Source organism: Paenibacillus lautus NBRC 15380 (assembly GCF_004000945.1).
In the GTDB taxonomy this organism is placed as follows: Bacteria; Bacillota; Bacilli; order Paenibacillales; family Paenibacillaceae; genus Paenibacillus_AQ; species Paenibacillus_AQ lautus.
Map to the genome: position 1 here is coordinate 98,723 of NZ_BIMF01000006.1, position 16,025 is coordinate 114,747.

Sequence of the window (16,025 nt, forward strand, 5' to 3'; positions counted from 1 at the left end):
TTGACATAAACGCCACAAAATGATATATCAAATTTAGGGAGAAGATCCACTATGGAACAAATTCCACTATATCAACATATCGTAAATGCTCTAACGGCCAAGATTGAATCCGGGGAACTCCAAGCCGGAGATCAGCTTCCGACCGAAGCTGAGATTTCGAAAGAATACAACGTCAGCCGGATTACCTCGAAGAGGGCGCTGACCGAGCTGGAGAATGCCAAGCTGATCTACCGGATCCAAGGCAAGGGAAGCTTCGTGAGCACAGACAAGGCACCTCACAGGCCCCGGGGCAAGACCAGTAAGGAGATCCTGCTGATTCTGCCGTTCGCCCATAACCCGGGACTTGGAGATTATGAAAAAGGCATCAACGAATTTCTCGCAACGACCGACTATACCTTGAACATTCAGTCCAATACGATTGTCGGACAGCGGAAGCTGCTGGAGTCCGCGCTTCACAGCGCCAATTCGGGGCTGATTCTCTACCCGATCAGCAGCATCTCGGATCTTGGCATTCTGTATCAGTATCACCTGGCAAAGTACCCGCTGGTGACGATGGATAAATGCATTGAAGGCATTCCATTCCGGTCGGTTGTCTCCGACAACTTCGGCGGCGGATACCAGGCCTCCAAACATCTGATCGAGAATAATCATAAGAAAATCGCCTTTATCTCCTCCTTAAAGGTAGAGAACTCTTCCTCGATCCGAGAGCGGTATTTCGGTTATGTGAAGGCTCTTTATGATTACAGCCTGATCGATTACAGCGTCAATGACTTGACCGACCGGTACTTAACCCATGACAACGACAACGGCAGAGAATACTATATTCAGTTTATTCAATCCGTTGTGAAACAGGGAATAACGGGTATTGTTGCCGAGAATGACCTGATTGCGATCGAGATCATTCAGATTGCCAAAGAGCTGGGCCTGTCGGTACCGGATGATTTCTCTATAGTAGGCTTTGACAACATTCATCTCGCGGGCTTCGTTGAACCCAAGCTGACCACCATATCCCAGGACTTCGAACAGATGGGATATCAGGCTGCGCGAAGCCTCATCACCCTGATCGAGAATCCCCTGGATCACCCTCATGAGAATACCGTGGTTCCCGTTCGTCTCATTGAACGTCAGACCGTGAAGAAGCTGTAACACCTATTTTTATAAACCAAAGGAGACTCTAACATGCTGAATTATATCGATACAAGGCAAGGTACCAACAACCAATACACCTATTCCAACGGGAATGCGCTCCCTTATACGGGTGTACCTTTCGGTATGAACCACTTTGTTGTCCAGACCAAAAACGAGGGAAGCTGGTTCTTCAACCCCAATGACCGCGTCTTCCAAGGCATTCGCCTGACGCACCAGCCAAGTCCATGGATGGGCGACTTCGCCCACTTCCTGATGACTCCGATTGCGGACGACAAAATCAGAGGGTCTGTCTTCACCTGTCAAAGCTCCTACCGGCCCGAGGAAGCGATATTCAAGCCCCACTATCTCAAAGTGAAGCAGCAGCGTTATAACATCACCACAGAGCTGGTTCCCAGCACCTATGGTGCGGCAATGCGCATCAAATACAATTCCGGGCAGCAGGCAGGCTTCGTGCTGAACATTCATAACAAAAGCGAGTTCCGCTTGGATGCAGCCAAGCGCAGACTAACCGGCTATGTCAGCAACTTCGCAGATTGTCACGATAAAGGATTCCGTATGTACGTGGCCATGAGCTTCAGCAAGGACATGGATCTCTCCACGACAGGTTATTATGACGCCGAAGGCCAGTTCTTCCCTGAGGTTGCTTTTGGCAATGTGGACCAGCATGTCGTCATTCGCTTCAATGACTGCGAAAGGGGCACGCTGGATGTTAAGCTGGCGACCTCCTTCATCAGCCTGGAGCAAGCGGAGCTTAACCTTGCACGCGAACTGAACACATCCCTGGATGAGCAGAAGGAATTGGCGGCACAAGCCTGGAATCATTACCTGAACAAAATCCGGGTCACTCACTCGAATGAAGAATATATGCGCACCTTCTATACTTGCCTTTACCGCATGTTCCTGTTCCCGCAGAAGTTCTATGAGCTTGATGCCAACATGGAGCCGGTTCATTACGATACAACCGCCCGATCCGTCAAAAAAGGCGTTCTCTATACCAATAACGGCTTCTGGGATACTTACAAAACCGTATATCCGCTCTATTCCATCATCGCGCCGAAGGAATATGAGGAAATGCTGGAAGGTTTCCTGAATTCCTACCGCGAGACCGGCTTCCTGCCGAAATGGCTGTCCCCGGATGAGCGCGGACTGATGCCGGGCACGCTTATTGACGCCGTCATTGCGGATGCAGCGGCTAAGGGATTGGCCCAGCATCTGCTGCCGGAACTACTGGAGGCCATGCTGACCGCAGCCACTACGCAGAGCGGGCAGAATTGTTATGGACGTCAAGGAACGCTGGACTACATCAAGTACGGTTACGTTCCGAGCAGCTATCACGAGAGCGTGAACCACACGCTGGATTACGCATACAGCGACTACTGCATCAGCCGCGTGGCCGACGTATTGGGCCGGTCGGATGTAGCCGAACAGTACAGACAAAGCGCGCTCAACTACAAGAATATCTTCGATGCGGAAACCGGGTTCATGCGAGCAAAAGATCAGAACGGCCAGTTCCGTCCGGATTTCAACGATACAAGCTGGGGTCTCGATTATGCCGAAGGAAGCGCCTGGCAGACCAGCTTTGCGGTATTCCAGGATTTCCAGGGCTTGATCGAAGCGTACGGTTCGAAGGAACGCTTTTTCGACAAAATCACCGAATTGTGCAATAAAGCACCTGACTTCGACGTGCGGGGCTATGGCTTTGAAATTCATGAGATGAGTGAGATGGCTGCCATTGATTATGGCCAGCTGGCGATTTCCAACCAGCCGAGCTTCCATATTCCTTATCTGTTCAACTATGTAGGGCAGCCCGCATCGTCCCAGGTTGTCCTCAAACAGCTGATGTCGAACCTGTTCAACAGCGGCTTTGACGGCTTCCCGGGCGACGAGGATAACGGCAGCATGTCCGGATGGTATGTGTTCAGTTCCATGGGCTTCTATCCGGTATGTCCGGGCAGCAATGAATATGTTCTCGGCATCCCGCTATTCGACAGCGTGAGCATTGAGCTGCCAAGCGGCAAACAGATGTTGATTCATACCGACAACAACAATCCACAGTCCAATTTCGTGGCGAACGTTCAATTGGAAGGACAGGATTACACCAAACTGTACATTACGCATGAGGATATTCTGGCAGGCAAGTCCCTTGAATTCCGTCTTGGACTGGCTCCAAGCTACCGTCATTACAGTGCGGAGGAACTGCCGTTCTCGATATCGAAAAAGTAAGAACTACAGCTTAACTTGCATAATAAGAATAAGGGGCATCCCATCAGGTCAGCGGCCTGGGGATGCTCTTTTTTGTGCATCCAGCTGTTTAGTCATTCTTTCATAATTGGGGGAGTCGGTCCCGTGGGTCCCCTTCTCTAATATTGAAAAAACAGGAATTTTCAAGATCACCTCGGGTAACAATACACATGATTCACATTATGATCCTATTGCTAAGAAATTGCGGGGTGATTTTCCGTTGTGGTCCGTCATTGTATCTCATATTCCGAAGTGGACGCTATGGGTTCAAGCCTTTCTACTCGTGCTGGTACCCATCCTCTTTCTGGTGTTAACCACTTGGCTTCGGAAATCTATTAATTCGAGTTACTCCCTCAAGCCGAGCGAGCCTTCTCCCCCCAAGAGGGAGGATAGTGTCTCGCCGCAAGTTCTTATTACAGGGCTTTACGAGACGGATTTAACGTCCGTCCGTAAAGCCATCGGTAACAATGCAGACGTGGAAATCAGGGAATTTACGATCCGGGGCACGGGAACGCGTGCAGCCATCGTTTTTGTTGACGGATTGATGGACAACGATCTTATGGACACCCATCTCATAAGACCCCTCATGTTGGGGGGAATTCCGGAAGCGGAGCAGGATAACTTCAATTCAAGTGACTCCATTAAAGCCTATATCAGCAGCCAGATGCTTCCTGTAAGTGAGATAAAGCATATCAGTGGACTATTGGAACTTGTACAAGCTGTTCTTGCGGGCACAACCGGTTTGTTGGTAGATGGAATGCAAGGAGCCTTTCTGGTTGGTTCAGCCAAGGGGAAGAGTCGAAGCCTGGAGGAGCCTCTATCCGAAGCCCTTCTTCGAGGTCCCCGTATCGGGTTTACCGAAAGACTGTCAGACAATACAGGCATGCTTAGGCTTCACGGAAAGAACGAAAGTCTTCAGCTCACCCGTTTCGAGGTAGGAAACCGGGTAAAAAAGGATCTGGTCATCGCCTATATGAAAGATATCGCCGACCCGAAGCTGATCGATGAGGTCGTTACGCGAATTCAGAAGATCGAAATTGATGATCCTCTGGAATCGGGTTATATCGAACAATTGGTTGAAGAAAATACAATGAGTCCCTTTCAGCAAGTGCAGAACACGGAAAGACCTGACAGGGTAATCGGGGCTTTACTGGAAGGGCGGGTAGCTATCCTCCTCGACGGAACGCCGTTTGCCTTAATTGTGCCGGTCACGTTCAGTATGCTGCTGCAATCACCGGAGGACTATTACGAGAGATGGATCTCAGGGTCCTTTGTCCGCTTGCTGCGCTTTATATCGGCCCTGTTGGCGCTTCTTGCTCCGGCACTGTACATTTCGTTTATTTCGTTTCATCCCGGTCTAATTCCGACCAAGCTAGCGTTAACAATTATTGAAACTAGGCAAGGTGTGCCTTTTCCTTCACTTATTGAAGCGCTCATCATGGAGATTGCCATTGAAATATTACGGGAGGCCGGTATCAGATTGCCCAAACCAATCGGACCTGCCATGGGTATCGTAGGTGGTCTGATTATTGGCGATGCTGCTGTAAATGCCGGAATTGTCAGTCCGTTTCTCGTGATTGTCGTGGCCGTAACCGCGATCTCCTCCTTCACCATCCCGGTCTACAGTGCCGGCATTACACTGCGCGTTCTTCGATTTACCGCGATGTTCTTTGCGGCAGTGCTTGGACTGTTTGGAGTCGTTATGTTCTTCCTTCTTCTCTGCAGTCACTTGGTCAGATTGAAGAGCTTTGGCGTGCCTTACGCAAGCCCCATGGTGCCTTACGGCATCAGTGACTTGAAGGACTTCTTCATTAGGTTCCCGCTGAAAGTGATGAAGAAACGACCTCAAATGTTAAAACCGAACGACCCTGACCGTAGAAATTAATCATCCTAAGCACGAAATGAGGCTAAGACCATGAGCAGCACAACTAACAGCACCCACGATCAGATCACCACATCTCAAGCTGCCGTCATGATCATTAACTACATGCTGGGTGCCGGTATTCTGACGCTACCAAGAACGACGGTCGAGGCTGCCAAAACGCCGGATGTGTGGATCTCGATCCTCATCTCCGGTTTGATCGTCCTATTGGCAGGATTGATCGTTGTGGCGTTATGCAAAAGATTTCAAGGAAAAACGTGGTTTCAGTTTGTGCCTGAGATCACCGGGAAATGGCTGGCTTTTGTTTTAGGTCTGCTGTTTATTGGATATTTCATTACCATTGCCGCTTTTGAGATCCGGGTTATGGCAGAGGTAACGGGATTATATCTGCTGGAAGGCACGCCCGTTTGGGTTATCGTGATGACCTTTATGTGGATCGGTCTGTATTTGACCACCGGGGGGATCAACAGCATCGCCAGAATCTGCGAGATCATTCTGCCGATTACGCTGGTCTTTTTCCTCATAGCGATCCTATTGAGCAGCAATATTTTTGATATCAAAAATTTAAGGCCGGTACTCGGCTCAGGGTTTATGCCCGTGATTCGGGGATTAAAGCCATCTTTGCTATCTTTTACGGGTTACGAGATCATGTTCGTTGCCATGGCGTTTATGAAGTCTCCCAAAAAAGGAACCAAAGCCATGGTCGTTGGCATTACGGTTCCCCTGGTCATCTATTTAATCACCGTCATTATGGTTATTGGCGGGCTGTCCATAAACGGAGTTGAGACAAGAACATGGCCGACACTGGACTTAATGCGGAGTTTTGAAATACAGGGACTAATATTCGAACGTTTTGAGTCCCTACTGCTTGTCATCTGGATCATGCAAATATTCTCGACCTTTGCGGTAACGCATTACGCAGCCTCACTAGGATGGTCCCAGCTGCTGAAGACGAAAATACGGCCCTTTCTCTTTATTCTGCTTCCTGTCATCTTCCTCATCGCGATGATTCCGAAGGATGTTTCGGAAACATTCAAGCTGGGAGATACCGTAGGCAACATGTCGATCTATTTATTCGGCGGACTGCCGCTCATTCTATTACTGATCAGCATCGCCCGCAAGAAAGGTGTGAAGCCGAAATGAACAGATATGCACGATATATGACGGTAGTAACAGCCAGCGTCCTGCTGCTGCTGACAACTGGCTGCTGGAGCAGCAACGAAATCGAGGATGTCAGCGTCTATGTAGGCTTGGGACTCGATGCAGCGAATGAATCCAAATTCGAACGGGATATCAACAAACAAGGAGCATCCTACCCCAAAAGGAAAGTGCTGACGGCAACGGTTCAGATTGTACCCCCGATTACGGGTAAGAACGAGAAGCAAGGCGGCTCCGGCTCGTCCTCGCCAAGCAAGGCCTATCTGAATGAACAATTAACGGGAGATTCCCTCATTCAGATCTTCCGCCAATTTTCACTGCGAAGAGACCGTCCGCTTATCGGCCATCATCTCAAGGTCATCGTGGTTTCGAGCGAATTAGCCAGAAAGTACAGCCTGGAACAAGTATTTGACTTTATTCTCCGCGATAATGATATCCGCCCTAGCTGCCTAGTAGTGGTAAGCCACCGAAGCGCGTTTGAAGCTTTAAGCTCCACTGAACCCGGGGAAATCCCTGCCTTCTATTTAACGGGACTCGTGGATAACCGGTATCGCTCCAACAAAATCCTCCCCCCCGTGTCACTGATCAAACTCGACAGCAACATGCAGTCAGGGGCGAGCTTTCTATTACAGAATGTCGTGACGGCCCAAAACGAGCATAAATTTTCGGGAGCGGCCATTTTTAAAGGGAAGACCAAAAAATGGATCGGGGAACTAAGCCAATATGATCTTGAAGGCTTATCCTGGATAAAGGAGGACGTGATGGGTGGGGCGCTGAAGACGTACGCGCATAAGACCGGGCATACCGTAACCTATGAGCCCAAGAATTCCCATAGCACCATCATTCCTAAGGTTCAGGGAGATGAAATTTCATTTCATATCAAGATCCATTCAGAAGGCAGATTAATCGAGGATTGGAGCTTTCCGGAAATCCCCTCATCCGGGCAATACATCAAAGAGATGGAGCAGCAGTTTGAAGATGAGGCCCGTAAACAGATCGAACAGGTCCTGAACAAAATGCAGCATGTCTATCATGTCGACGTTGGGGGCTTTGGCGACCAACTCCGCATCAAACATCCAAAATTGTGGAAGAAGGTAAAGGAGAATTGGGATGAAACCTTTAGTCATGTCCCCATTACGTATGAAGTCAACATGAACATCACCGACTTCGGTTCCTCAACAGATTAAACGAGCGCTGACGACATGGTCAGCGCTCTTAAATTTGCTTAGTTTACACCAGAAACATCGCCATCACGGTAGTAACGGCAAGGCCCAACAGCACCGGCTTCAGATTCCGCCTTGCCAGCTCGAACGGGCTGACTCCGCAGATGGCTGCAGCCGGGATCAATGCCCATGGGATGAGCGTGCCGCCGCCTACCCAGATGGCGGCAACCTGGCCAAGCGCCGTCAGGGTAGCCGCCCCTGAGCCGATGGCCGTTGCAAACAACTGCGCGATCGAGCCGGCAAGCGATATACCCGAGAAGCCCGAACCGTCAAGACCCGTTATAGCGCCGGTGATCGTCAATGTCACCGCACCCACCGCGCCGTTAAGCGGCACCGCATTCGCAAGGGCAACCCCCAGGTCGTTCACGATCCCATGGGATGCTCCCGGAAGCACGTTGCCGAACAAATCGGTGAACGCTGCATCCCCCAGATAGAAGAAAGCCGCAATGGGAATGACGGGACCGAATACCTTAAAACCAAACATAAGGCCCTCGATCAAGTACGAGGTGACCTTCTCCAATCCGCGGTTTCGATGAGCGACCAGTGTAATGACGCTGAGGATCAGGACGGCTGTTCCGCCTACCAGGGCCGTGGCGTCTCCGCCTTGCAGCTTTAGGATGAACATAGCCGCCACGTCTGCCGCGAACAGAAGCAGGATCGCGACGGCCAGCCATTTTTTCATGCCGGGAGAAATGGCAGCCGCGGTATCATCTTCATCGGTTCGCGTGGTCAGCGCATCTCCCGTGCTTTTGATAGTAACCAATCCATCCCTCCAGCTGCCGTTTTGCTGATCTCTTTTCATCATCCAAAATGCCGCCACGGTTGTCACCAGTCCCATCACGATCACGAGCGGCACACTCGCGGCCATGACGCTGGATACAGGCAATCCGGCTGCATCGGCAGTCAATTTAGGCGCACCCTGGATAATATAATCGCCCGATAACGCGATTCCGTGCCCGAACAGATTCATCGCCACCGCCGCTCCCAGGGCAGGCAACCCTACCCGGATGGCAACAGGGAGCAGGACCGCCCCGATCAACGCCACCGCCGGTGACGGCCAGAAGAAAAAGGATGTGACCATCATGATGATGCCGATGCCCCAGTATGCCATGGCGGGAGTACGGAGAAAACGAGTTAACGGGGCTACCATCGTCTCGTTGATCCCCGTCTTGATCAAGACCCGGCTCATCGCCACGATAATGGAAATGATCATGATCGTGCCCATCAGCTCTTTGGTCGCGTAGATGAATGAATGAAAGACACCGGAGACCGAGCCGCTCAGCGTTTCCGTTGCCAGAAGGCCAAGCGCGAATATTCCGGTAATGCAAACCAGCGTCGTATCGCGCCGCCGGATCAACAGCGTCATGATCAAGACGATAAACGCAAGGTACACCCAGTGAATCGCGGTTAAATGAATACCCATATGAAGCCACGCCCTTTCCCAGGCAGCAGGTTTGATGTGACTACATCTTATGCATGGGCCTGGGCAAAGGTTAATTCAGATCGAACAAGTGGTTGCCTCCCGTTCGTAATCTGGGACCATTGGATTTCCAACGCCATCTCTGATTCGGTATAGTAAGTACATGATGTAGTTTAGGAGTTAAAAGGAGCTGGAACCGTGTACACCATCCTGATTGTGGAAGACGATGAACGAATCGCGGATAAATTAAGATCTGCTATTTCCAAATATGATTTCAACGTACGGATCACCGAAGACTTCAGCCGTGTAATGGACATTTTTACGGATACAAAGCCGGACCTGGTTCTGCTGGACGTCAATCTGCCGAAATTCGACGGGTTCTATTGGTGTAGGCAAATCCGTACCCAATCGCACTGCCCGATCATCTTTATCTCGGCGCGCGACAGCGGCATGGATCAGATCATGGCGCTGGAAAACGGGGCGGATGATTATATAACGAAGCCGTTTGACATGGAGCTTGTTCTGGCCAAAATTCGCAGCCACCTGCGCCGTGCGGTCGGTGCCTATGCCTCCGGTCAGGAGGATGAGCAAACCGTCGAAAGCGCCGGTCTCATCATCTATCCGGAGCGATTCGTCGTGACCTATGGAGACGAGTCAGCCGAGCTTACCCAGAAGGAAACAGCCCTGCTGACGATGCTGATGGAAAAAGACGGCCGTGTGGTCAGCCGCGAGCGGCTGCTGGACCTGATGTGGGAAGATCAGCACTTCATTGATGACAATACGTTAAATGTTTATATTACAAGGGTTCGCCGCAAGCTTCGTGAGCTGGGCGCCGGAGATCTTATCGAAACCGTCCGGGGAGCAGGCTACCGGTTCATGACAGGCAGGGAGCCCCTATGAAACTTTTCTTGCGGGAGCATCTCCCGCTCATGCTGTTTTTTACCGTTCAAATGCTGCTTGTCCCCCTGCTGTACTGGCTTACCGGTGAAGGCAGACCCTTTACTGTCGTGCTATACGGGGTGCTGTTGAGCAGTGTCGTGCTGCTTCTCTATCTTGCATACCGGTATCTTTCCCATCGCACGATGTATCAAGAGCTTTCTTCCGAGGAGCTTTCGGAGAAGGAATTCTTAAGCCCTCCCCTGGGCGAAGCGCCGCTGCCGGAAGCGATCCACGAGCGGATCAGCCATTATGAACGCTTATACCGCGAGCAGCTGCATCGGCATCAAAGCGGAACCGACCAGCATTTGGCTTTCGTCAACCGCTGGGTACATCAGATGAAGACCCCGCTGTCGGTGATTCAGCTAACACTTGACGAAATCGAAGAGGCACCCGCCGAACATATACGGGAAGAGCTTGAGCGCATTCGCAAAGGCCTCGAAATGGTGCTGTATACCGCGCGCCTGGACCGGTTCGAGCAGGATTTCGCGGTAGAAGCCGTCGGACTCCGTGCTGCGGTAAGTCAATCCGTGGTCGAGAACCGCAAGCTGTTCATTCGTAAAGGCATTACGCCGGTGTTCCAAATCGATGATCAGATCTCCGTCTATACGGATGCCAAATGGTTTCGATTTATGCTGGGCCAGATTCTGACGAACGCCGTGAACTACTCGGGCAGCCCCGGCAAGAAGATTCAATTAACCGCAGAAGAAGCGGGGAAACACATCAAACTTCATATACGTGATGAGGGTATCGGCATTGCGCCAGAGGACATCAACCGGGTGTTCCACCCCTACTTCACCGGAGAGCGTGGTCGGCAATATCATGAATCCACCGGCATGGGCCTGTATCTTGTTCGTGAAATTGCCCAAAAGCTTGATCACTCCGCCCAACTAGAATCCACGCTTGGTGAGGGAACCACCGTCACCTTGACGCTGCGGAAAGCAGTAAATCAAGACGCATCTCCAACTTAGATGTGTCTTATTTGCATGGACAGGTTAATTTCATTTCGCGATATCCCCAGCATACGAACAGAATATACGAACATAACCTTATGGCAGATGTAAGCTCCGTTTCACCTAAATCCATAGCAGGGTCAGGTCCGTATACGATAGAGTTAGGTTACACTAAGATGTTGTTCAAAAAGTCGTCTTTTGATCACGAAGGGAGTCAAGAAGTAACTCGGCATCGAATCTTGAATTCAGCCGGGCCTAAGCAGATGCTTCCGAAGCATGTTTCCTGCGGAAACATTTCAGGTGCTCACGTACCCAAAACAAGCAGATGCTTCCGATGTCGTTTTCTACGAAAACGTTTAGCTCCGCTCCTCACTTCCTAGCTTCATCCAACCTGAAGCGTTTTGAAAAAAACACACATCGGAAGCATACGCTTCGGTGCTGAAAATCCGACTTTTTTTGAACTCGCACACTAATAAGGTATACAGAAAGGGGCTTCGGGGTTTATGGATATTCTTGAAGTAAAAGCATTAAACAAAGTATATGCGGGCAAAGTGGCGACACAAGCTCTTACCGATATTCATCTCACCATCAAAGAAGGAGAATTCGTCGGCATCATGGGCCCTTCCGGCAGCGGCAAAACCACCCTGCTGAACATGGTATCCACCATCGATCGTCCTAGCTCCGGCGAGGTTAAGATCGGGGGCAAAAATCCTTACACCATGAAAAAAAGCGAGCTTGCCCACTTCCGCCGCAGACAGCTCGGCTTTGTGTTTCAAGACTTCAATCTGCTCGATACGTTAACGGTTGCCGAGAATATCGTGCTTCCGCTTACGCTGGACCGCCGTCCGCTCAAGGACATGGATTTGCTGCTGCAGCAAACCGCTTCGCGGCTTGGCATCCGCGAAATTTTGAATAAACGCGTGTACGAGATTTCGGGAGGTCAACGACAGCGCACCGCGATTGCCAGGGCTATCATCGGCGCGCCTCTGTTACTGCTTGCGGATGAGCCTACGGGAGCTCTCGATTCCAACTCCTCACGGATCGTGATGGAGTCGTTAGCCGAGATCAATGAGCGGGATCGCACCACATTGATGCTGGTTACGCATGATCCTCTGGCCGCAAGCTATTGCAACCGCATCGTCTTTATTAAAGACGGCAAGCTTGCCGCCGAAATTCACCGCGGAGAGAACCGGCAGGCCTTTTTCCAAAAAATCATCGATACGCTATCGTTCTGGGGAGGGAATACAAGTGAGCTTTCCTCAATTCGCGTTTAACAACGTCCGGCGTAACGCGCGTCAATATTTCGCTTACCTGCTTAGCAGCTCATTCATGGTCATGATCTTCTTTACGTATGCGGTATTCATCTATCATCCAGCCATCGAGAATTCGCCCATGGGTACCATGACGCGTACGGGAATGACCATTGCCACCGTGATCGTCTATGTGTTTGCGTTCTTATTCGTGCTGTATTCGATCAGCGTCTTCCTGAAGTCGCGGAACCGCGAATTCGGCATTCTTACGATCCTCGGAGCGGAAGCCAAACAGATCAATTGGCTGATCTTCCTGGAGAACGTTCTGATTGGCGCCATTGCCATCGTAACGGGCATCGCCAGCGGAATGCTTCTATCCAAGGTATTCCTGCTCATCAGCACCAAGGTGATCGATATGGACGAGCTGCCGTTCTATTGGCCGGTCAAAGCCATGCTGCTGACAGCCGGTGCTTTCACTGCGCTGTTTCTCGTTATTTCGCTCTTCACCTTGTTGTTTATCCGGAAGAATCAAGTCCTGGAGCTTCTCAAAGGCACCAGCAAACCGAAAACCGAACCAAAAGCCAATCTATTCCTGGCCATCTTGGGCGTGGTGCTGCTTACCGTCGGCTTTACCGTCCTTCGCGTCAAAGAGTTAGATCCTGTGGGACTGATGATCGCTGCGGTAACCGGAATTATGGGCACGTATTTCTTCTACTCCCAGCTATCCGTGTGGATTGTTCGCATGCTGCAGCGAAATCGTGCGACCACCTGGAAAGGAACGAACCTGCTATGGATTTCCGAAATGAGTTACAAGATCAAGGATAATGCCCGCATGCTGTTTCTGGTTACGGTTGTGGTAGCGCTGGCTTCCATGAGCACCGGTTTTGTACTGGCTATGCAGCAATCGATCAAATCGGTGTATTTGGATAACCCGTACGCGCTTAGTTACAGCTACTATAGCAATGCCGACGAGACGAAGGTGCAGGAAGAATTGGCCCTGATTGAAAATCGTCTGCAGACAGAAGGGCTGGAGTATAAACGGGCGGATGTCGATACCATCTACTATCGCTTGTCAGCGAATGGGGAGGACTCCTTACACATCATGCCGCAATCCCAATACGACCATTTGGCGGCCATGATGAATACCAAGCCGGCTGGGACACTCGGCGAGAATGAAGCCTTATTGGCGGAAACCCCGAATGCAGCGAAAAAGAGTAAGGGGAAGCTAACGAGCACGGATATCGAATTATCCGGTCAGCCCTACTCTTTCAGCTTGGAGAACCGCACAGACCGGATTGCGGCTGTGGTATACAGCGGCAGGCTGCTGGTCGTGACGGACACCATGTTTGAAGAGCTACGGGGCGGGAAACAAACAGATGAACTCAGTGTGACTCATACGTATCCGTTTATTCTTCCCGATTCCCAAGGACTCCCCCAGAAGGATGATCCTGAAACCAAGCTCGGCCTTGAGCTGTCGGAATGGAACAGAAGTGCAATCAGTGAAGGTTATATAGAATCCAGGGCGGAGAACTATTACACCAATAAACAAGGATTTTCGTTATTCAGCTTTATCGGGGTGTTTGTCGCCTTGATCTTCTCGATCTCAACCGCAAGCTTCCTGTATTTCAAGCTGCATACGGAGCTTTCGGCCGACCAGGCGATGTACCATTCCCTGTCCAAGATCGGACTGAGCGCACGGGAGATGAACATCTCCGCAACCATTCAGATTGCCGTACTGTTCTTTATTCCCATCCTGGTTGCAGCCTTGCAGTCCTTGGTCGTGCTCGACCCGATTCTCGGATACCTGGATGTTCCGAATGTAAACGGACCTGTATTGGCAGCCTCATCGGCATTCTTGGCCGCCCAAATGGTTTATTTCCTGATCGCCAGAGCCCGATATATTAAATCCCTGAACAGGATGATGGTGTGATCATGCATGAAGAAGGACAACACGACACCGCGACTCAGCATCGGCCCGCCCTTGGAAAGGGACGATTACATTTTTTAGACCAGTTCAGGGGGTTTGCCCTGCTTGGTCTGCCGTTTGTTAACGTATTGGCGCTCTGGCTCATCGCCACGCCGGAAACCGCGGCTGATTTTTGGCTGCAGCGAGGGCTTAACTTTTTCGTGGAAGCCCGATTCTACACCATCTTCACGTTCCTGTTCGGACTCGGGTTCTATATGTTCCTATCCCGAAGCGCTGCAACGGATGGAAAGCCAAGGCTTCGGCTGTATATCCGCCGGTTAGTCATTCTGGTTCTGATCGGCGTCATACATCAGTTATATCAATCGGGCGAGGCATTATTCTATTATGCAGTTGTTGGTCTGCTTGCACTCCCTCTCTATTGGGCACCGCGGAGGGTTAATCTTAGTATTGGATTGGCGGGGTTTGTGATAGCGGCCGTTATGGGTGTCAAACTCCTGACCATCCCTTTTCTGATCCTGTTAGGGCTGGCCGCAGGCCAATATCGATTACTCGATGCGATCAACAATGGATTAAGATTACGCTCGTTGCGCATGATTTGGGTACTGTCTTTGCTAGGAACAATCGTCGTCATCGTCACAATGTGGCGGGTGGCACCTTCCGAGCCCATGCCTTCCTTTTTATTCGAGGTAGAAGGCGTGCAGCCGTCACCAACCATGGAAGCGGCCTTCACTCTGGCACATATCGGGGTGGCGACAGGCCCTCTCGTATCTGTATTTTATCTAAGCTCTCTCTTAATGCTTGAGCGTACCCGCCTAGGTGCGAAGATGCTGTATCCGTTGCAGGCATATGGGCGGATGGCGCTCACCAACTACATTGGGCAGACCGTCTTTCTGGTAGGTATTCAGCGCTTGATCCTAAACGCCTCGCCCACCACGTATGTCGTATCTACGCTCGTTTCCTTAGGGATTGTGGTCTTCCAGATCATAGCCAGCAATCTGTGGATTCGTTGGTACCAATACGGACCTCTCGAATGGTTGTGGCGTTACGGTACCTATTGGACCATCGTGCCGATTCGCAAAAAAACAGGAGTCCTATAGGGCCCCTGTTTTTTGGGTTTCTTTTTGCCGAGTGGCCATATAAACTCCCAATATCAGCGTCCATATAAAAACAGGACCTGAGGTGACCGGGTAGATGATAACACTGAGTTTCGGAAGCAGCAGTGCTACAGGTATTCCAAGCGCTCCCCACACCCCTGCTCCTATGCCTACCCATGCCATGACCGGTTTCATACTACCTTCAGAGAGCAGCGACATGCCAAGCAGGCTTATTCCGATCCAGGCCAGCATCATGGCAAAATCTCCGGCCATAATACCGAACGCAAATAACCCGACACCCAAGGCGGACGTTCCTGGATCTTGAACCGAGTCCCACTCCTCGGCCAGCACCGGGAGAACGGTTAATTCCATCGCGAGTACGAGCACCCATATCGTCATCGCCGCAATGAACAAGCGGGCAGCCATCATCGCAGCCGGACGTCTACCGGCCACAGTCTCCCCTAGAGACAGTCCTCCAAGCCATAATAATATAGCTGTCAGCATCAGGCTGTGATCCCATTGCCAATAGGTCAGCATGTCCGGAATCATAGAAATGACATGATGACCCGTCCACGGATCGGTAGCTGGAGGGTGCATAAGCGTAGCTATAACAAACAGCGCGCCGCCCAATAAAATGCTGATGCCTGCATAACGGCTAACTTGCGTATTTTCCTTCCATTTGCTCATGAGCGTTTCCCACCTTCTGCTTCGTCGTCTATCTATCCTTATACTTCCCGTTCGGTATTGAAACTAGAAGCTTGAGATATTCCGGCAACTTTGGTGAAAGGTGAC

General features: G+C 50.8%; 12 protein-coding genes. 10 read left to right on the forward strand and 2 right to left on the reverse strand.

Annotated elements, in window-relative coordinates:
- Positions 1 to 51: 51 nt before the first annotated feature.
- The 5 genes from PLA01S_RS13235 (at position 52) to PLA01S_RS13255 (ending at position 7,617) form a co-directional block, all read left to right on the forward strand.
- Complete coding sequence (locus tag PLA01S_RS13235; protein ID WP_127592617.1) at positions 52 to 1,146, forward strand: GntR family transcriptional regulator; 1,095 nt, start codon at positions 52 to 54, stop codon at positions 1,144 to 1,146.
- Between the two features lie 33 nt (positions 1,147 to 1,179).
- Positions 1,180 to 3,372, forward strand: coding sequence for a GH92 family glycosyl hydrolase (locus PLA01S_RS13240; protein ID WP_127592618.1), 2,193 nt, complete (start codon positions 1,180 to 1,182; stop codon positions 3,370 to 3,372).
- A 238-nt stretch (positions 3,373 to 3,610) separates the two neighbouring features.
- Positions 3,611 to 5,275, forward strand: coding sequence for a spore germination protein (locus PLA01S_RS13245; protein WP_127592619.1), 1,665 nt, complete (start codon positions 3,611 to 3,613; stop codon positions 5,273 to 5,275).
- A gap of 30 nt (positions 5,276 to 5,305) precedes the next feature.
- Entirely contained in the window at positions 5,306 to 6,415 is a 1,110-nt protein-coding gene (locus PLA01S_RS13250) for a spore germination protein (protein ID WP_127592620.1), read from the forward strand.
- Between the two features lie 17 nt (positions 6,416 to 6,432).
- Positions 6,433 to 7,617, forward strand: a complete 1,185-nt coding sequence (locus tag PLA01S_RS13255; RefSeq protein WP_307719753.1) for a Ger(x)C family spore germination protein — start codon at positions 6,433 to 6,435, stop codon at positions 7,615 to 7,617.
- A gap of 43 nt (positions 7,618 to 7,660) precedes the next feature.
- On the opposite strand, the gene PLA01S_RS13260 is transcribed toward PLA01S_RS13255, so the two are convergent.
- A complete protein-coding gene (locus PLA01S_RS13260) occupies positions 7,661 to 9,076 on the reverse strand; it encodes a hypothetical protein (protein WP_127592622.1) in 1,416 nt (471 codons plus the stop codon).
- Positions 9,077 to 9,271: 195 nt separating this feature from the next.
- On the opposite strand from PLA01S_RS13260, the gene PLA01S_RS13265 reads away from it, so the two are divergent.
- The 5 genes from PLA01S_RS13265 (at position 9,272) to PLA01S_RS13285 (ending at position 15,236) form a co-directional block, all read left to right on the forward strand.
- Entirely contained in the window at positions 9,272 to 9,973 is a 702-nt protein-coding gene (locus tag PLA01S_RS13265) for a response regulator transcription factor (protein ID WP_127592623.1), read from the forward strand.
- Positions 9,970 to 10,980: a sensor histidine kinase gene (locus PLA01S_RS13270; protein WP_127592624.1), complete on the forward strand. Its 1,011-nt coding sequence runs from the start codon at positions 9,970 to 9,972 to the stop codon at positions 10,978 to 10,980. Before PLA01S_RS13265 ends, PLA01S_RS13270 begins: the two co-directional genes overlap by 4 nt.
- 485 nt (positions 10,981 to 11,465) lie before the next feature.
- A complete protein-coding gene (locus PLA01S_RS13275; RefSeq protein WP_127592625.1) occupies positions 11,466 to 12,236 on the forward strand; it encodes an ABC transporter ATP-binding protein in 771 nt (256 codons plus the stop codon).
- Positions 12,211 to 14,142 (forward strand): ABC transporter permease, encoded by a 1,932-nt coding sequence (locus PLA01S_RS13280; protein WP_127592626.1) that lies wholly within the window; start codon positions 12,211 to 12,213, stop codon positions 14,140 to 14,142. The genes PLA01S_RS13275 and PLA01S_RS13280 overlap by 26 nt, the downstream gene beginning before the upstream one ends.
- Before the next feature lie 2 nt (positions 14,143 to 14,144).
- Entirely contained in the window at positions 14,145 to 15,236 is a 1,092-nt protein-coding gene (locus tag PLA01S_RS13285) for a DUF418 domain-containing protein (protein WP_127592627.1), read from the forward strand.
- Here PLA01S_RS13285 and PLA01S_RS13290 read toward each other — a convergent pair.
- The gene (locus tag PLA01S_RS13290) at positions 15,231 to 15,920 is read right to left on the reverse strand and encodes a hypothetical protein (protein WP_127592628.1); all 690 of its coding nucleotides are present in this window, start codon (positions 15,918 to 15,920) and stop codon (positions 15,231 to 15,233) included. The two genes, PLA01S_RS13285 and PLA01S_RS13290, sit on opposite strands and share 6 nt — an antisense overlap.
- Between the last annotated feature and the right edge of the window lie 105 nt (positions 15,921 to 16,025).